The sequence below is a fragment of the Actinoplanes sp. NPDC051851 genome, from assembly GCF_040681165.1.
GTDB lineage: Bacteria > Actinomycetota > Actinomycetes > Mycobacteriales > Micromonosporaceae > Actinoplanes.
In genome coordinates, this window is record NZ_JBFAYF010000004.1 from 90,793 (window position 1) to 109,383 (window position 18,591).

14 protein-coding genes are annotated in these 18,591 nt (G+C 70.6%); 4 read left to right on the forward strand and 10 right to left on the reverse strand.

All coding sequences use genetic code 11. The annotated features are described in order from the left end of the window. Window positions 1-136: 136 nt before the first annotated feature. The 6 genes from AB0M08_RS05995 to AB0M08_RS06020 form a co-directional block, all read right to left on the reverse strand. On the reverse strand, window positions 137-613 hold the full coding sequence (locus AB0M08_RS05995; RefSeq protein WP_364489159.1) for an NUDIX hydrolase: 477 nt from the start codon (window positions 611-613) through the stop codon (window positions 137-139). Between the two features lie 338 nt (window positions 614-951). After that, entirely contained in the window at window positions 952-2,376 is a 1,425-nt protein-coding gene (locus tag AB0M08_RS06000; protein WP_364489162.1) for a hypothetical protein, read from the reverse strand. An 89-nt stretch (window positions 2,377-2,465) separates the two neighbouring features. Next, on the reverse strand, window positions 2,466-3,581 hold the full coding sequence (locus tag AB0M08_RS06005; RefSeq protein ID WP_364489165.1) for a sulfotransferase: 1,116 nt from the start codon (window positions 3,579-3,581) through the stop codon (window positions 2,466-2,468). Window positions 3,582-3,600: 19 nt separating this feature from the next. Next, window positions 3,601-4,566, reverse strand: a complete 966-nt coding sequence (locus AB0M08_RS06010) for an intradiol ring-cleavage dioxygenase (RefSeq protein WP_364489168.1) — start codon at window positions 4,564-4,566, stop codon at window positions 3,601-3,603. A gap of 30 nt (window positions 4,567-4,596) precedes the next feature. Beyond that, window positions 4,597-5,193, reverse strand: coding sequence for a helix-turn-helix domain-containing protein (locus AB0M08_RS06015; protein WP_364489171.1), 597 nt, complete (start codon window positions 5,191-5,193; stop codon window positions 4,597-4,599). A 93-nt stretch (window positions 5,194-5,286) separates the two neighbouring features. Beyond that, on the reverse strand, window positions 5,287-6,549 hold the full coding sequence (locus AB0M08_RS06020) for an MFS transporter (RefSeq protein WP_364489174.1): 1,263 nt from the start codon (window positions 6,547-6,549) through the stop codon (window positions 5,287-5,289). A gap of 287 nt (window positions 6,550-6,836) precedes the next feature. Between AB0M08_RS06020 and AB0M08_RS06025 the strand changes: the two genes are divergently transcribed. Both AB0M08_RS06025 and AB0M08_RS06030 read left to right on the forward strand, forming a co-directional pair. Further along, a complete protein-coding gene (locus tag AB0M08_RS06025) occupies window positions 6,837-8,621 on the forward strand; it encodes a glycoside hydrolase family 3 N-terminal domain-containing protein (protein WP_364489177.1) in 1,785 nt (594 codons plus the stop codon). Then, window positions 8,621-9,535 (forward strand): alpha/beta hydrolase, encoded by a 915-nt coding sequence (locus AB0M08_RS06030; protein WP_364489180.1) that lies wholly within the window; start codon window positions 8,621-8,623, stop codon window positions 9,533-9,535. The genes AB0M08_RS06025 and AB0M08_RS06030 overlap by 1 nt, the downstream gene beginning before the upstream one ends. Before the next feature lie 1,157 nt (window positions 9,536-10,692). Here the strand turns inward: AB0M08_RS06030 and AB0M08_RS06035 are convergent. The 3 genes from AB0M08_RS06035 to AB0M08_RS06045 form a co-directional block, all read right to left on the reverse strand. Next, complete coding sequence (locus tag AB0M08_RS06035) at window positions 10,693-11,694, reverse strand: zinc-binding dehydrogenase (RefSeq protein ID WP_364489183.1); 1,002 nt, start codon at window positions 11,692-11,694, stop codon at window positions 10,693-10,695. 191 nt (window positions 11,695-11,885) lie between these two features. Then, window positions 11,886-12,422: an adenylyl-sulfate kinase gene (locus tag AB0M08_RS06040; RefSeq protein ID WP_364489186.1), complete on the reverse strand. Its 537-nt coding sequence runs from the start codon at window positions 12,420-12,422 to the stop codon at window positions 11,886-11,888. 75 nt (window positions 12,423-12,497) lie between these two features. After that, window positions 12,498-16,022, reverse strand: coding sequence for a LamG-like jellyroll fold domain-containing protein (locus AB0M08_RS06045; RefSeq protein WP_364489189.1), 3,525 nt, complete (start codon window positions 16,020-16,022; stop codon window positions 12,498-12,500). Between the two features lie 117 nt (window positions 16,023-16,139). On the opposite strand from AB0M08_RS06045, the gene AB0M08_RS06050 reads away from it, so the two are divergent. Both AB0M08_RS06050 and AB0M08_RS06055 read left to right on the forward strand, forming a co-directional pair. Beyond that, entirely contained in the window at window positions 16,140-17,159 is a 1,020-nt protein-coding gene (locus AB0M08_RS06050) for a LacI family DNA-binding transcriptional regulator (RefSeq protein WP_364489190.1), read from the forward strand. 146 nt (window positions 17,160-17,305) lie between these two features. Beyond that, window positions 17,306-17,806: a helix-turn-helix domain-containing protein gene (locus tag AB0M08_RS06055; RefSeq protein WP_364489193.1), complete on the forward strand. Its 501-nt coding sequence runs from the start codon at window positions 17,306-17,308 to the stop codon at window positions 17,804-17,806. Here AB0M08_RS06055 and AB0M08_RS06060 read toward each other — a convergent pair. Continuing rightward, window positions 17,796-18,584 (reverse strand): SAM-dependent methyltransferase, encoded by a 789-nt coding sequence (locus AB0M08_RS06060; RefSeq protein ID WP_364489196.1) that lies wholly within the window; start codon window positions 18,582-18,584, stop codon window positions 17,796-17,798. The genes AB0M08_RS06055 and AB0M08_RS06060 overlap by 11 nt on opposite strands. Window positions 18,585-18,591 lie beyond the last annotated feature (7 nt).

The window sequence follows — 18,591 nt, forward strand, 5'->3', positions numbered from 1 at the left end:
GCGCGCAGCCGGACACCCGGACAGCCGACAGCCGGACGCCCGAACAGCCGGACGCCCGAACAGCCGGACGCCCGAACAGCCGGACGCCCGAACAGCCGGACGCCCGCGCAGCGGGCAGCGGGCAGCGGGCAGCGGGTCAGACGACGAAGTAGCCGTTCTCCAGGTAGACCATGGCGCGCTCGCTCCGCGCCCAGACCGCCGCCTGGATTCGCCGGGACAGCACCTCGGAGACGCGCCGGGTGGCCTCCTCCTCCGTGCACCACCCCCAGCTGCGGACCTCGTTGGCGGGTGGCCGGATCCGCGCCGTCTGGTCCGGCGTGAGCACCCCGCCGTCGTAGACCTGGACCAGCACCTCGGAGGCGTCGACCGAGGGTGGCACCCAGTCGGTCACCAGCAGCCGCCCCACCCGCAGCGCGAGCCCCAGATCCTCCCGGAGCTCACGCTGCGCGGCCGCGTAGGGCGACTCGTTCGTCTCCACCGCGCCGCCGGGAATCTCCCAGTACGGCTTGTAGGCCGGCTCGATCAGCAGAACCCGACCGTGTTGATCCGACAGCAGCACCCCGGAAGACATCCGCTTCCGAGGCAGGGTCGCCGTGAATTCCCCGGAGGTCACCGCGCAAGGCTAGCGATCTCCGGGGCTCCGCACCGCCCCGCCCGGCGAATACAGCCTGTGAATATCCACTGAGGATCAATCGAACACCGGGGTCACCGGCCCCACTCGGTGTTGCGGACGTTCCCACCCTCCCCGCCATGACCCATCGACCCGCCCTGAACTGCGGGAACGACCTGTCCGACCGGGCTGACACGCCCGGCCGGACCCATCGAGACGCCCGGAATGCTGGAATTCCCCGTGGTCTGCATGCCCCCTATTCTCGAACATGCGTACGACACTTTCCGGAGTTGCGGGCGTCTGCTATGCCCACCCCCGCACACAGCAGGTAACCGGACATATCAGCCCAGCGGGAGCACCCGGGCGATCTTGACGATGGTGCTGCCGCCACCGGCCGCGGGGTACGCCACGCTGCCGTCCGCGTACGGCTTGAACGCCTGATAGTCGTGATCCTTCACCCCGATGGTGAACCTGGCGCCCACCGTCTTCCCGGTGCCGGAGTCGTAGACCCGGGCCGCCATCGAGGAGCCCGACTGCCAGGCCAGCAGCATCCGGCCGGAGCCGTACCCGACCAGGTGCGGATGGCTGGTGCTCGCCGACGTCTTGATCGTGGTGTCCGATTTCGCCGTGGTGAAGTGCTCCAGTCGCGCGGTGCCGCCCTGACTCCAGGCCGCCCAGTACCCCTTCGACTTCGCGAGCACGAGATCGCCCCCGAACAGGGTGCCGTCACAGGTCCCGGCGGCGACCGTACGGTAGGGATTCGGTCGTGCGATCCGGCAGTCGTTGTCGGTGGCGCACACGGTCACGTAGTGGCCGGTGCGGGCGTCCCAGACGATCCGCGACGTCCACGCGTGGCTGCAGCCCACCTCGAAGGCGTCCTTGTTCCCGGTGAGCAGCGAGCCGCTCGCACTGACCACCTGCATCCGGTCGCCCTCGTGGATGTCGACGCAGCTGCCGTTCTTCACGGTGATCGCCACCCCGAAGTACGCCGCGAACGTCTTGCCGTCCGACGCCAGCCGGCCGTGGTGCTGATACCACCAGACGAAGCGCGCGCCGTCGTCGTACCCGGTCCGGCCGCCGGTCAGGTTGGTGACCTGCCGCTCCCAGACCTGCTTGCCCGAGGTGTCGAACCGGATCATGTGCATGGTGTTGCACGGGCTGGACTCACCACCGCAGAGCGGGGTGTCGCCGCAACTCCCCTTGCGGGTGAGCAGGAGGACACCGCCGGTCTTGTCCGCCTGCACGTCCTGCAGGTCGACGCCGGTGAAGCCGGTGGGCGTGCCGATCAGCCTGTCGTCGCAGCCCAGATGTCCGAGATAGACCTTGCCGCCGGTGCCCAGCCAGGCCAGCCAGGAGGTGCCGTCCGGGCGCGCCGCGATCGCCATCGGCAGCTTGTCGGTGTCCGCCTCGTTCCCGTACGAGGTGACCGCGTGCGGCAGCTTGACCTGGGTGACCTTGGTGACCGGTTTCGACGAGGCGGTCCGCCCGCATCCGCCGGTGGCGGCCTTGGCGGTGCTCGCGGAGGCCGAGGGCGACGCCGGTGCACTGGCCGCCGACGAGACGGCCGCCGACGCCACGGCGGCGGAGGGGGCCCCGGCCGCGGCGGAGACGGACCCCACCGCGGCGGCGTCCGGGGAGGAGGAATCCGAGGAGGAGGACGAGCATGCGCCGGTGGCGAAGATCAGGGCTGCGACCAGCGCCGTTCTGACCCATTGCCGCCGACCGGTGCCGCGCTCCGGCACAGCGAACCGAAAAGGGACGTGCATAATGTTTTTACCCCGCCGATTTAAGTTTGCTTTAAGGGCGACTTAGATTGCCCTTACGGCGCGATCGACAATGATCGCGGCGGCAAACTTTACCGGTTCACCCGGCGGCGGGAAAATCCGGCCGAATAGCCGTACCGGTGCAGCAGTGGAAGGGCGAGAGCGGTCGTCGTCAGCCGTGGCCCGGCGGTCTGCTCGGTCCGCCAGCGGTCGTCGGCGCGCAACTCCACGTCGCCGCTGTGGAACCGCCTCGGGTTCCCCGCGATGGTGTGGTTGACCGCGAGCCGGACCGTGGTGTCACCGGTGAACGGCCCACCCACCGACGCGCCCCCGCCAGCCGGCTCGACCCCGTTCCCCGGCTCGACCCCGCTCTTCGGCTCGGCGCCGTTCCCCGGCTCGGCCCCGTTCCCCGGCTCGGCCCCGTTCCCCGGCTCGGCCCCGCTCTTCGGCTCGGCCCCGCTCTTCGGCTCGACCCCGGCGAAGGCCAGCAGCCCCTCGATGGTCGCGCGCGGGTCGGCCACGAAGTCCTCGTAGCGCAGCCGCCGATAGCGCCCGCCGAAGTCGCCGGCGAGCCGCTCGGCGAGCGCATTGCGCACCAGCCAGTGCATGGTGCTGGCCGCCGGCGCCTCCGGGTCACTGACCAGGGATTTCTTACGGTACGCCCGCATCCAGGAGTGTGTCACCGCGCGCGGGTCACGGATCATGTGCAGCAGGTACGGCTCCACCCCGGCCATCCGCGGCAGCAGGGCCGCCGCCGAGGGGATCTTCGACGAGTCCACGATCAGCCGGGCGCCGGTCACCTCGGCGATCGCATGATAGAGCCGGTTGGTGACCCGCCGGTACTCCTCGGCCTCGTCGCTGAGCGTCGGCCCGGTCAGCGCGCGGGTGTGCCGTACCCGGATCGCCGCCTGCTGCAGGTCCCGCATGTGCGACGGGCAGGGCCGGTCGTCGCCGAACGCCACGTCCAGAATGCTCCGCCACAACGCGCATTCACGGAAGATGACCCCACATCCGCATTTCCGCTTCTCCTCCAGCAGTCCACGGGTCCACAGATAGAACAATTCCCCGGTGGAGAAGACCCCGTCGTACGAATTCAGGATGTTATCGACGATCGTCGTTCCGCTACGACCCCATCCGGCTATGTACAAGATCTTTACGGACATGTCACAGCATCGTTCACAGTCCAGGTGAACACGGAGTTGACCCATCCTGTCAGCACCATGTGAATCAGCTCGGCCGCGGACCGCTGGGCATCGGGCCGCTGGGCATCATGCCGGACGGCGGCGTTCCGCCGGACGGGCCACCCGCACCGCCCGAGGGCGCGCTCCCCGCGGTCGGCGTCGTGGTGGTGTCCACCTTCGCGGTCAGCGAGACGGCATACCCGCTGGTGACGTCGCCGGAGACGGTGGCCAGCTGGAGGACGCCGGAGTCGTCGCCGAACACGTTGTCGGTGTCCAGCGAGACCTGCGCGAGGTTGGTGACCGAGGCCTCGTACCCGGTGGTCGCGTAGACCACGTCGCAGATGTCCTTCGGGAGCGCGACCTGCGAGGTGGCGATGGCGTTCGACGCGTCGGTGATGTCCGTCTGGCTGGGGTAGACCTCGAAGTGGATGTGCGGCCAGCGCCCGGAGTAGCAGGCCGGGAAGATGCTGGTGAAGGTCACCTCGCCGGAGCTGTCCGCGACCTGCACCCCGCGCAGGTAGTTCTCGTCGGTGATCCCCTCCGAGTACATCGAGTACTCACCGGACCGGTCGCAGTGCCAGACGTAGACCGCGACACCGTCGAAGCCCGCGTCGTCGTTCGTCATGTCCAGGATCGTCAGGGTGAGCGTCATCGCCACGCCCTCGGCCTTGCCGGTCGCGTCGCCGAAGCTGGAGGTGATGTCGCTGCGCACCACGCCGCTCTCGGTCAGCACGTCCGGCCCGTTCGACCCGTCACCGGGGTACGGCCCGGCGGTCTCGTCCGGGATCTCCCCGGTCGACGCCGACGCCGACGCCTCGCTGTCGGACGAGGAGGAGGAATCGTCGTCACCGCAGGCGGCAAGGCTCAGGCTCAGCGCGCCCACCCCGGCCGCTCGCAGCACGTTCCGGCGACTGAGCAGGGTGTCCAGATCGAACCTGAGACCCTGGTCGAAGACCTCTTCATCCGGCCGGGGAAGCGGCCTTCCGCGATAGTGCGTCACGAAGCCCAGCATTCACCCGAAAATGGGCCATGTCAGGATTTTTCAAGAACGCAGATAGTCCATGAACCCGGCGAGATGCTCCGCCATGTCGATCGAGTCGTCGTAGAGCCACTGCACCTGGATGCCCTCGATCAGCGCGGTCAGCTGCCGGGCCACCACGTCGAGGTCCAGCCCGTCCCGCAGCGCACCGCGCGCCCGCTCCCTCTCCAGCTCACCGCGGACGGCCTCGTGGAACAACCGCTCCCGCCGCCGGACGAACTCGTGCACCGGATGATCCGCGGCGATCCCCTCCGCCAGCAGCGTGGCGTCGAGCTGGATGACACCCCGCATGCCGACGTTGCGCCGCATCACCTCCGGCACCCCGTCGAAGAGTCCCTTCTCCCGCAGCACCCGCTCGCGCCACGGCCGGTCCCGCTCCTCGCGATGCTCCAGCACCGCCTCGAGCAGCGCGTCCTTGGTCCCGAAGTGGTAGCGCAGCGACACGTGGCTGGTGCCGAGCTCCTCGGCGATCTGCCGCAGCGACAGCCGGCGGAACCCCTTCTCGGCGAAGACGGTGAGTGCCGCGTCCACTATCTCGGCACGCTTGCGCTCCCCGTTCGCATAGGCGGCGCGCTTGGTGGGGACCTCAGGATTCGACATCACGCTCTGCCAGGTGTCACGGGGAAAGAGGGCGCCAACGGTATCAGGACTCCGGTCGCGCCCCTGACACGCGTGTCAGGGGCGCGAGCAGGGTCAGCGGATGCCGCGAACCTGGCGGATGGCGAGCGCGCCGGCCGCGCAGAGCGCCGCGGCGAGGCCCCAGAGCAGGGCGTAGTTGTGGCCGCCGCCGATGCCGAGCAGGGTCGGCGCGAGGGCCGGGACCGCGACGTTCGGCAGGCTCAGCGCGAGCTGGAAGACCGCGAAGTCCTTGCCGGTGTCCTTGGCGTCCGGCAGCACGGCCGCGCAGAGCGCCAGGTCGACGGTGAGGAACATGGCCTGGCCGACCGCGAAGACCAGCCACGCGACCAGGAACATCGCGAAGGTGTGCGCGGTGGCGCCGATGACCAGCGCGGCCGCCATGATCAGCGCGGCGATCACGATGAACGGCTTGCGGCGGCCGATCTTGTCGGAGACCCAGCCGCTCAGCGAGAAGAAGATGACGCTGACCGGCGCCGAGGCGAGCGTGAGCAGGCCGGCCTTCTGCCCGACCTCGGCGATCCCGACGCCCAGCCCGTCCATCATGAAGTAGATGAAGTAGCTGAACAGGGCGGTCATCGCGATGCCGGCGAGGAAGCGGGAGAGCCAGGTCCAGCCGAAGTTCGGGTGCTTGCGGGGGTTGACCACGAAGCCGCGGGCCAGCTCGCCGACGTTCAGCGTGGGCACGTCGTCCCTGGTCACGGCCGGGTCCCGGTACGCGACCAGCAGCGGGACGCTACACACCACGGCGAGCAGCACCGGCGCGGTCATCATCAGCGTCTGGTTGCCCTGGAACCAGGAGACCATGTAGCTGCCGAGCGACATGGCGAGCGCACCGAACATGCCCATCAGGCCCATCACCCGGGCGCGCATGTTGTCCGGCAGCGCCTCGACCGGGATGACCGCGAAGCAGTTGAACGCGATGTTGGTGCCGATGGTGGCGATCACGTAGAGCGCGGCGATCAGGCCGACCGAGGTGGCCACGCCCATCAGGATCGAGGTGGCCAGCGCGAGCACCAGGCCACCGACGATCCACGGCTTGCGGCGGCCGAGCGCGCTGGTGGTCCGGTCGGAGAGCGCGCCGCCGAGCGGGATCGCGATGAGCAGCAGCAGCGAGCTGACCGAGACCGCGAGGCTGTACGAGCCCTCCTTACCGGCCGGGTCGACGGTCGCCATCCGCAGCGAGAGCGCGGAGGAGAGGGTCAGCTGCATGACGTACATGCCGAGGGCCGCGACGAGGATGAGTCCGATGGTCCGGCCCACCCTGACGCGCGGCGCGTCGCTGACGGTGGCCGGTGTGTCGTTGAAGACGTCGGTCATGATGATCGTCCTTGATATCATCGGGGCGGAGTGAGGTATTTCGGGGCGTTTGGTGGCAGCCAAGTCGCCCCGGTTCCAGCCACGGCCATGCAGATCCGACATATCGGCTGCGTGGCCGTCGTGCTTTCACGATCTTCCGAAGGGTCAGGCCCGTGATCGGGGTCACGACCGTAACCCACACCTTTACCAGTTCGTAAGAAGTTCAAGTCACATTTTTTTCAGGCTGGTAAAGGTTCGACCTCTCGGCTATACCTGTACCAACTCGGTAAGAATCTGGGAGACCCGCCATGTACAAGGACGCTTCACTGCCGGTCGAGGAACGCGTGTCCGACCTGCTCAGCCGGATGACTCCCGCGGAGAAGGCGGGTCTGCTCTTCCACGCGCCGATCTCAGTACGCCCCGACGGCGGCCTGGTCGAGGAGCCCGCCGGGCTGATGCCGACGGTGCCGACCACCCGCGCCATCGCCGAGCAGGGCCTGCGCCACTTCAACCTCTGCTCGCCGGTCGCCGCCGGCCCGCTCGCCCGCTGGCACAACACGGTCCAGAAGATCGCCGCCCAGAGCCGCCTCGGCGTCCCGGTGCTGATCTCCACCGACCCGCGGCACTCGGCGGTCGGCAACCCGCTGACCTCGGTGCCCTCCGGCGGCTTCTCCCAGTGGCCGGAGCCGCTCGGCCTCGCCGCGATCGGCGACGAACAGCTGCTCCGGCAGTTCGGCGAGATCGCCCGGCAGGAGTACCTCTCGGTCGGGCTGCGGATGGCCCTGCACCCGTCCGCCGACATCGCCAGCGAGCCCCGCTGGGCGCGTACCGCCGGCACCTTCGGCGCGGACCCGGCCCTGGTCGCCCGCTTCGCCGCGGCCTACGTGTCGGCGTTCCAGGCCGGTGAGGTCGGATCAGCATCCGTCGCGACCATGCTCAAGCACTGGCCGGGCGGCGGGCCGCAGAAGGACGGCGAGGACTGCCACTTCCCCGGCGGCCGCGAGCAGGACTACCCCGCCGGGCAGTTCGAGACGCACCTCAACGCGTTCCGCCCGTCCCTCGAAGCCGGGACCGCGGCGATCATGCCGTACTACGGGATGCCGGTCGGCGTGCCGGGCATCCCCGAGGTCGGCTTCGCCTACAACGACGAGATCATCAACGGCCTGCTCCGGCGCGGCGAGGGCTACGAGGGCGTGATCTGCACCGACTGGGGCCTGGTCACCGACGACCGGATGGCGAACGGCGCGATCTGGCAGGCCCGCGCCTGGGGCGTCGAGCACCTGGACACCCATGAGCGGGTCCGGCTGCTCTTCGACGCCGGCGTCGACCAGATCGGCGGCGAGTCCTGCCCCCAGATCGTCCTCGACCTCCTCGCCGACGGCCGCCTCAAGGAGGACCGTCTCGACTCCTCGGTCCGCCGGATCCTCACCGTGATGTTCCGTCTCGGACTCTTCGAGAACCCCTACGTCGACGAGGAGCAGGCCGTCCAGATCTCCGGCCGCCCCGACTTCGTCGCCGCCGGCCTCGCCGCTCAGCGTCGCTCCATGACGCTGCTGACCAACCGCTCGGCGACCCTTCCGCTCGCTTCCGGGGTACGCCTGTACGTCGAGGGCGTCGACCCCGCCGTCGCCGCCCGCTACGCCACCGTGGTCGACAGGCCCACCGACGCGGACGTCGCGCTGGTCCGGCTCTCGGCACCGTTCGAGGCCCGGCCGCACTTCCCGGAGGCGCTCTTCCACCAGGGCCGCCTCGACCTGCCCGCGGACCGCAGCGCCGACCTCGTCACGCTGATGACGACGGTCCCCACCGTGGTCGACGTCTTCCTGGAGCGCGCCGCGGTGATCCCGGAGATCGCCGAACACGCGGCCGCGCTGCTGGCCGACTACGCCGCCTCCGACGAGGCCGTACTGGACGTCGTCTTCGGTCACGCGGCGCCCGAGGGCAGGCTCCCGATCGAGCTACCGTCCTCGATGGCCGCGGTCGAGGCGCACCCGACCGACCTGCCCGGCGGCAGCGCCGACCCGCTCTTCCCCATCGGCTTCTCCGCCCCGATCGACGGCTGGGCCTCAGCCTCATCTGTTAGGAGTGAGTGATGACCACCGACGCACCCATGGGCCCGCCGAACGTCAACGACCCGCAGCGCTTCGGTCCGCCGGCACCGGTCACCGACGGCGACGTGACGATCTGGCGCGACGTGATCGTCGGCGAGGCGCCCGGCTTCCGCCCGCTCACGCTCGACCTCTACCGCCCGCCGGGCGACTCCCCCGTCCCGCTGATCGTCTGGATCCACGGCGGCGCCTGGCTCTTCGGCAGCAACAAGGTCGAGTCGGTCCCGCTGCTCCCCGGCGACATCAACAACCGGATCCTGGCGGCCGGCTTCGCGGTGGCCCGGGTGACGTACCGGCTCAGCGGCGAGGCCCGCTTCCCGGCCCAGCTGCACGACGTGAAGGCCGCCGTACGCTGGCTCCGCCACCACGCCGCCGCGCTGAACGTCGACCCCACCCGCTTCGGCGTCTGGGGCGAGTCGGCGGGCGGCCACCTGGCCTCGCTGGTGGCCCTCACCGGCGACGACCCGGCGCTCACCGGCCGGGTCGGCATCCTCGAGGGCTCGGACGCGGTCCAGTCCGGCGTGATCTGGTACGGCCCGAGCAACCTGCTGAGCATGGCCGCCCAGAACCACCCGCAGGGTTTCCAGGACCACGACTCCCCGGACGCCCCGGAGGGCCGCCTGGTCGGTGGCCCGGTCCAGTCCCTGCCCACCGAGTCCGCCGCGGCCAGCCCGGTCACCTACGCCTCCGCGGCTGCTCCCCCGCTCCTGCTGATCCACGGCGCCGAGGACCGGGTGGTCCCGGCCGCCCAGAGCACCGAACTGCACGAGGCCCTGCTCACGGCCGGCGCCTCCACGACCCTGGAGATCATCCCCGCCGCCGACCACTGCTTCGTCGGCGCCGGCCTCCCCCCGATCGTCACGACATCCCTGACCCACTTCACCAAGACCCTCCTCTGATTCCCACGGTTCTGGCCGGCCCCTCCCGGGGCCGGCGAGCCCCGGCGCGAAGTTATCCACAGGCCGCCTGCCAAGATCGCTGTTTTCCGGCAGGATTCCCGTTGGGATGGGGGACTCCCCCGGTATGGGGTGGGCCCCCTCTCCGGACGCCGTCCTGCCAAGATCCGAATCAATCTATGATCTTCGATTTTCCGGCGGCGGCGCCGCGGGCGGCCCGGGTTAACGATCATGGTCGATCGGGGCGGTAGGCGCCCACGATCGCCGCTCGAGTCGTTCTGGCGCCCCTCTGGCGGCTGCGCGAGTCCACGATCGCGGATCGTGGGCGCCTACCGCCCCTGCTCGCGATTGATCGAGTGCACCCGCCGCCCCTCTCGCGCCATTCGCGTGCGTCCGGCGCCCCACTCACGCCGCCCGCGTGCGTCCGGCGCCCCACTCGCGCCGCCCGCGTGCGTCCGGCGCCCCACTCGCGCCGCCCGCCGCCCCAGTCGCGCCATTCGTGTGCGTCCGGCGCCGCTTTCGTGCCTTTCGTGGACGCCCGGGAGCGGCGGCGGGAGCGGCGGCGGGAGCGGCGGCGGCGGGAGTGACTGGCTTGATCGAGACTTCGCGGCAAATGCGAAATGTCGGGTAAAAGCCGTTTCGCGTACGGGGGACGGCCGTTGATCTTCCGCAAGGGAGGTCGCCATGCGGGTGGGTCGGCGGGTCCGGCGATGAGCGCGCCGGTGCGAAGTGGTGACGTGCTGCTGCTGACCGGGCTGGCGAGTCCGCAGTTCCGGCTCCAGCCGATCCTGTTCCGGGTGGCCCGGGTGATGCAGGAGGCGACCACCCACAGCGACTGGCTCTGGCTGGAGGGTCACGAACTCGACGACGACGGCACCCCGGTCGCCCGCCGCGAGCTGTTCCTCCGCTGCGACGGACTCCGGCTCGCGGGCCGCCCCGCCGCACGCCGCACGCTCCGCTCGATCATGGGCCGCCCGGTCCGGCTCCGCCCGCGCCACCAGCGGGTGAACGGCCCGCAGGGGTGCCTCGACGGGCTGGAGACACCCGCACGGACCGGCCAGAACGCGCGGCGCCCGCACGGACTGGAGACACCCGTGCAGACCCGCCAGAACGCGCGGACCGGCCAGAACGCGCGGACCGGCCAGAACGCCTGGCGCCCGTCAGGGGATCAGGACGAGGCGGATCGGGTCGCCCTCCTTCGCGTCGAGACGGCGGACCGCCTCGGCGGCCTCGCTCAGCGGCAGGGTTCCGCTGACCGAGCGGGCGAAGTCGACCCGGCCGAGCGCGACCAGCGTCAGCAACTCCAGCACGTGCTCCGGCCCGGAGCCGTAGTGCCCCCGGATCTCCTGCTCCAGGTAGCTGAACCGGGTGCCGTCCGGGATGGTCAGCGGCTGATCGGTGAGCCCGACCAGCACCAGCCGGCCGCCTTTGGCCAGGGTCTTCGCCGCTTGGACACGTACCGGAGCAACCCCCGCGAAGTCGAAGGCGTAGGAGAGCCCGGTGCCACCGGTCGCCTGCCCGACGGCATCGGCGAACGCGGGATCGGCCGGGTCGAGGGCGACGTCGGCTCCGAACCGCACCGCGCGCTCCCGGGCCCCTTCGAGCGGGTCGACCGCGATGATCGGGGCGGCGCCGATCGCCCGGAGCAGCTGGACGGCGTGCGCGCCGAGCCCGCCGACCCCCCAGACGCCGACCGGCCGGGCGGGCTGAACCCCGCCGGTCGCGGTGAGGGCGGCCCACGGCGTGGAGACCGCGTCCGGGATGAAGCAGGCCTGCTCGAACGGCAGGCTGTCCGGGATCGGTACGACGGTGGTGGCACTGGCCACGGCGTGCTCCGCCCACCCGCCGTCGTAGTCGACCCCCCGGGTGAGCACGGTCCCGGCCTGCGTCTCACCGGCCTGGAGCAGCACCCGTTCCCCGATGGTCAGCCCGGTGGCACCCTCCCCGATCTCGTCCACAACCCCCGCTGTCTCATGGCCGAGGGTTACTGAGTCCCCGTGCAGGTAGAGCGGCTTGAGCATGCCCTGGATCAGGTGTACGTCGGAAAGACAGACCCCGGCCGCCTTCACCGCGATCCGTACCTCCCCGGGCCCGGCATGCGGTTCGGGAACCTCTTCAACGGCGAACGTGCGGGTGGCGACGTTGAGACGTCCAGCAAGCATGGCTGACCCTTTCCCCTGCGCAAGGCGGCTCTCCCCCAGAGGATTCTCCCCGCCCCACCGACTCGATACCTTCGGTATGCACCTAATACCGAAGGTATCGACCCGTCAACACAGACCCGCGCGACGGGATCGGAAACATCCGTGCGGCCGCTGACCTGGACAATCTGGCGCCGGTGACCACGGCACCGCGGTCACCAGTGGACCGCGGCCCTGACGGCTCGGGCGACCTCGCGCGCCGAGTCCGCGGTCGCGTCGACGGTGACGTCCTCGACGTCGGCCTGGTCGAAGACGCGGTCGAGTTCGCGCGAGCGGTCGAGGTGCCAGCGCAGGCCGGCGGCGTCGTCGGTGTGGCGCCCGGTCAGGCGATCGTGGACCGTCGCCAGGGGCACGTGGAGGCGGCAGACGGTGAGCGGGACGCCCAGCGCGGCCCGGTAGTCGTCGCGTTCCGCACGGCTCTCGATCACGCCGGCGAGGACCAGCCGGAGCGCGCCGGCCTCGATGACGTTGCGCGCGACGTCGCGCAGGTTGCGCAGCGTGAGGTCCCGGTTGAAGGGGTCGCCGGGCGGGGAGGGCCAGGACCGGCGGAGCCAGTCGACGTCGAGCACCGCGTTCGCGATCCCCGCGGCCGCCAGCAGGTCGCCGAGCGCGGCGGCCGTCGTGGTCTTCCCGGAGCCGACGGTCCCGGTGATGAGCAGTGCGCGGACGTCGGTCTCGGCGGGCTGATCCACGCGGCGAACGCTAACGCTGCCCGATCCCGTCGGCGACGGCGGGATCGGGCAGCGTTAGCCGGGCTTCGAACACCGCTAGTGGTTCAGAGCCCTGCTGTACGGCGACACGGTCACCCTGTCGAGCACCGGCGCGTACGCCGAGCGGAGCAGGATTCCCGGCCAGGTGCCGGACGCGTACGTCGTGCCGTCGAAGTTCGGTAGTTCGGCGGAGGTGAACGTGATGGCGTTCGAACCGCGTTTCAGGACGACCGGAACCGTCAGTTCCCAGAAGTAGTTGTCGTGGAAGGTGTGCGGGAAGAGGACGCGTTTCGCCGGGCCGCCGTTGACCGCGATGTCGGCGTGCCGGGCCAGCGGGTCCGGGTTGTAGTGCGTGGCCTCCGCCTGCTCCGGGTTGGCATAGCGGATCCGCAGCGCGTACGTACCCGCCTTGTCCGCCGTGACGGTGAACGTCGCGGCGTTCGCGGGACCGTCGCCGATACCGGCGACCGCCTTTCCGCCGCTCGCCAATGACCTGTCGACCACCGCTGCGGTTCCGGTCAGCGTCGCCGATTCGGCCTCGGTGACCGTGGTGTGAAGAACCGACGACGGGCGGACGGTCAGCCTGCCGGCGACCGTTCCGCGGCTCTTTCCGGTGACCGTCACCTTGTTGACGCCGCCGGAGAGCGAGACCGCGACCTTCCGCGACGCCGGAACCGCCACGCCGTTCACCGTCAGATCGACCGAACCCGACGGTACGGCGAGATCCAGCGTCGATTCCGCGTCGGCCGCCGAATAGACCCAGAAGGTCGCCGAACCGCCCCGGTCCAGCCGCACTCCGGAGCGCTCGACGCGGGCCCCGTTCGCGAGATCCGCCTGGGTGGACTCGTACACGGAAAGGGATCCCGAAGGAAGTGAGAGGGTGATGCGGTCGAGGATGGCATCACCCTTGGTGACGCCGGTGCCGTCGAGGCTGCGCGCGGCGAGCGAGATGGTGTGCCTGCCCGCGGTGAGCGCGACCCTGGTGCCGGTGTGGTCCCAGACCACCCACTTGTAACCGAGCGGCAGGAACAACTCCTGCTCGGCGGTGCCGTCGACGCGGAGGAAGACGTTGGTCGGCCCCTGCTCCCGCACCAGGTCGTAGGTGTTGAGCGAGTTGGCGAAGACGCTCAGGTCGTAGGTGCCGTCCTCCGGTACGTCGACGGTGAAGTCGAGCACCCCGTCACTGCCGGTGCGCAGCCCGCCGACGTCGTACCCGCCCGAGGTGTAGAACTTGGAGACGTCGGCGGGGGAGCCCTCCGGACCGTTCCTGCTGTATCCGCTGCCGGTGTATACCGCGTCCTCGGCCTCATAGGACCCCTGCCAAACGAGGGTGGGACTGCTCGCGGAGGAACGACCGGGTTCCAGGACGATCTCGTACGCCGAGGAATCGGTCAGCGACGGCAGATCCCCGCTGCCGAAAGCGAAGGCGACCGAGCCGTTCCGGACCGCGACGTCGGTCTCCTTCAGCAGCCGCGGCTGCGCCGAGTCACCGATCTGCCCGGTCCACGGGATCTCCCGGATCGTCGCGTGCACGGTCTTCCCGAAGGTCTTCGCGGACACGTCGTCGAAGGTGATGTACCCGTCGCTGGTGGCCCCGCCGAAAATGGCCCGGGCCTGCTTCTTCGAGGTGTCGAGCGACGCGACGCCCTGGAGCGTGTAATTCTGCCCCGGGTACGGCGGATTCACCGCGACCGTGTTCCCGGTCATGCTCCCGTACGCGTTGAACAGCCACCACTGCCCGTTCCCGCGATTGGCCTGCACCGCCGAGTCGGAGATGTTCCCGTCGATGTTCCAGTACGCGATGTCCGCGTCGACCTTGGACTCCTCGATCGCGGAGATCCACTGGATCATCTGCCCCGGAACCGAGGTGTGGTAGTTGAACGCGTACTCATTGATATTGATCGGAAGTTCCCGCCCGAGAATGGCGGCCTCCCATTCCCGGTAGAGCGCGACGTCCTGCCACACCTTCTCCGGGTGGCTGAGCTCGTGCCAGGTCATCACGTCCGGCACCGTCCCCGCGGCGAGCGTGTGCTCCAGGAAGCCCTGGATCTGCGTGTAGAGGACGCTGGTGTTCGGCCCGGCGATCCGCGCGGCCGGCATCCTCTGTTTGATCAGGTGGTAGACCTCGTCCCACGCCGCGAAGTAGCCGGTCGGGTCGCTGAGCCAGCTGACGCCGTCGTAGCTCCACTCCCCCGTCCCGAACATGTTCCCCTCGGGCTCGTTGAACGGCACGAACACGATGTTGTCCCGGTACGCCGGGTCCAGGGTGAGCACCTGGTCGACCTGGGTGGCGATCTTCTCCTCGTAGGTGGCCAGCTTCTCCTCGGGGGTGTCCCCCGGCCACTGGTACGGGAAGCCCCGGTGGATGTCGGTCATGTAGATGTAGACGTCGCCGTCGGTGCTGTCCGCGAGCGGCTTCACCACCTCCAGGGCGTCGGCGCCGGGGTGCTGCGGCCCGTCCTGCGCCTTGGTCGACACGGTCCGCAGGTGCATGCCCTCGATCAGGTTGTTCGTCGGTACGCCGTCGCCGTAGAGCCCGTACAGCGAGCCGGCCGCGCCGCCGTGGAACGCCCCGGTGCTCTGCCCGAGATCGATCGTGAGCTCGCCCTCCCGGATCACGGTGACGGTGGCCGTGACCGTCTCACCGGCGGCGGCGCCGGAGACGGTGAAGGTGCCCCGCTGCGCGTACGACGACGGGTCGACCGCGTCCCAGGTGATCGGGACGTCCCGGTCGTACCCGTCGGTGAAGGTGCCGCGCACGGTCTCCGGAAGCGCCGGCGCGGTCCCGATGGTGGTCCGCACGTCGAAGGTGGTCGCCGCGAGCCCGGTCACCGTCGGCACCGTGTCGCCGTAGGCCGTCGCGACCTGATCGGCGGTGAGCGCGCTCCCCCAGACCCGGAAGTCGTCGATCGCCCCGTCGAAGAGCGGGTCGGCGTAGAACGACTTCCCGATGTACCCGGCGATCGTGGTCGACGAGTCCATCAGGTCCGCGGCGCTGACATCGGTGCTGTGGGAACCGATCGCCACCCCGTCCAGGTACGTCGTCACCCGGCCCGCGGACGTGTCCAGCGTGACCGTGAGCGTCTTCCACACGTTCGCGGGGAGCGCCGCCGAGCCGGTGACCTGCGCCTCCCCGCTCCCGTAGTTCGTGGTGACCGCGGTGCGCAGGACGCCGTCGCCGTTGTAGGGCGTACTGAAGAGATAGCGGCTGGTGTCCTTGCCGAGCGCGTAGATCCACTGCCAGGGCGCGGTCACGCCGTCCCACTTCACCCGCGTCTGGACGGTCAGGTCGGTGCGGCCGGCCAGGACCGCCCGCGGCAGGGTGACGTAGGCCCCCGAGGAGGTCGGCGCCCCGCCGGGCAGCTGGAGGTATCCGTCGGCCGGGGTCGCGGTGGCGCCGTTGACCAGCGTGCCGTCCAGCCCGTGGCCGGAGACGTCGGTGATCACGCCGTTCTCGGGAGGGGCGCCGAAGTCGTACGCGACGACGGGATCGGGGAGATCGGCCGCCTGCGCGGGGATCGCCGGGAGGACCACGAGCAGGCCGGTGGCGGCCGCCGCGGCGAGGAACCGGGAGGGTCTCATCACGCCTTCTTCCGCTGCGGAAAAAGTTTTCCGAGGTTTCAGGCAGGTTACTTAGACCATCCTCGATCGTCAACGAGGGGTTCGACGGAAAAGGATTTCCTGGGCTAGGCTGGCGGTGTGCCAGGGAAAACCTCCGCCCGGGTCGGCATCGCCGACGTCGCCCGGCTCGCCGGCGTCTCGATCGGCACCGCGTCGAAGGCGCTCAACGACCGTGGTCAGCTGCGCGACGAGACCCGCGCCCGCGTCCAGGCCGCCGCCGAACAGCTCGGCTTCATCCCGAGCTCGGTCGCGACCAGCCTGCTCACCGGGCGCACGTTCACGGTCGGCCTGATCATGACCGACCACCACGGACGGTTCAGCCTACCCGTGCTGCACGGCGTGGAGGACGCGCTGGGCTGGGCCGAGACGCTCGCCTTCGTCTGCGACACCCGCGACGACCCGATCCGGGAACAGCATTACGTACGCAGCCTGCTCGCCCGCCGGGTGGACGGCATCATCGTGGCCGGGCGCCGCGCCGAGGCCCGCCCGCCGCTCAGCCTCGCGTCGGCCGCCGTTCCGGTGGTCTACGCGTTCGCCCGCTCCGCCGACGACGCCGACTGCAGCGTCGTCTCCGACGAGGAGGGTGGCGCCGCCGCCGCGATCGAGCACCTGGTCCGCACCGGCCGCCGCCGCATCGCCCACGTGACCGGCCCGCACGGCCACGCCTCGGCGATCGCCCGGGTCCGCGGCGTCGAGCGGGCCCTGGCCGCCGCCGGACTGGAGCAGGTCGGCGATCCGTGGTACGGCGGATGGAGCGAGGTCTGGGGCCGGTTCGCCGCCGCCGCGATCACCCGCGAGCACCCGGACGTCGACGCGGTCTTCTGCGGCAGCGACACCATCGCCCGCGGCGTCTCCGACGGCCTGCGCGAGGCCGGCCGCCGGGTCCCGGAGGACGTCGCCCTGGTCGGCGTGGACAATTGGGCCCCGATCGCCGAGGAGTGCCGCCCACCGCTGACCAGCGTCGACCTCAACCTGCGCGAGGTCGGCCGCACGGCGGGCAAGCTCCTGCTCCAGGCGATCGAGCAGGGCCACACCCCGGGCGTGCACACCGTGCCGTGCAAGCTGGTCGTCCGGCCGTCCTCCGCCCCGGCCCTATAACCCGGCCGGCAGCCGGATCACGCGCCGGCGCCGCCGACCATCATCGCAATCCGCACGCACCCACTCCCCTCTGAACGGAGAAGCGCTCCTCTCGGTCGGGGCTAGCATATGGAGAAGCTCTCCGGATAGCGACGAGGACCGTGCCCATGCGCAGCGACGCTCAACAGAACCGGGACCGGATCATCGCCGCCGCCCGGGCCGAGTTCACCGAGCACGGCGACGGCGCGTCCCTCAACCGGATCGCGCAGCGTGCCGGGGTCGGCGCGGGAACCCTCTACCGCCACTTCCCGTCGGCGCAGGCCCTGCTCGTCGCGATCATCACCGACGACGTCGCCGCGCTCCACGCGCACGGCACGGCGCTCCTCGATCACCCCGACCCGGCGCAGGCGATCCGGAACTGGCTCGCCGCGGTGGCCCTGCACGCCACCGCCATGCGCGGGCTGGTCGCCACCGAACTGGTCCGCGGCGGCCCCGCGCTGGCCGACTGCCACCGGGCCGTCCGCGGCGTCACCGAGGCCCTGCTCGACCGGGCGGGGTCGGCGGCCCGCGCCGACGACGTGCTGACCGTGGTCAACGCGGTGGCCTGGGCCAGCGAGCACACCCCCGGCGCCGGGTTACCCCGCATGCTGGAGCTGATCAGGGTTTGACGGCCACCCCGCCGTAGCCCATCCCGGCCAGCGCCGGGTCGATGTCCGCGGGCGGCACCGGGTACGGCCAGACGTTCACCAGACCCGGGTCCTCCAGTTTCCAGTCGCCGAAGAACGCGCGGATCTCCTCGCGGCCGCGCGGCGTGAACGGGCTGCTGGCCCGTTCGTAGACCGCCGAGATCCGGGCCATCAGGTCGGGCCGGGCGTCCACCGCCGCGTGCGAGATCGCCAGCACGCTGCCCGCCGCGACCGCCTCCCGGTACGCCGCGACCGCCTCGCCCGGCCGGTCGTCCTCGCCCACCAGGTGAAGCAGGAACATCATCAGCAGGCCGACCGGCTGTCCGAAGTCGATCAGCCCCTTCACCTCGGGGTGAGCGAGCAGCGCGGCCGGGTCGCGAAGGTCCGCCTGGGCCATCGCGGTATGCCGCGCGGCCAGCAGCGCCCGTCCGTGTATGCAGACGACGCCGTCGTAGTCGACGTAGACCACCCGGACCGACGGGTCGATCGCGTGCGCGATGTCGTGCACGTTCTCCCCCGTCGGCAGCCCCGAGCCGATGTCGATGATCTGCCGGATGCCGCGCTCGGCGACCATGTGCCGGACCACCCGTTTGATCAGGGCGCGCCCCTGCACGGCGGCCTCCCGCATCTCGGGCAGGACCTTGAGTACGGCCTCGGCGGCCGTCCGGTCCACGGCGAAGTTGTCCTTGCCGCCGAGGTAGTAGTCGTACATGCGGGCGGCGTTCGGCACGTTCGCGTCGATGCCGTCGGGCGCGGTCATGCCGGCA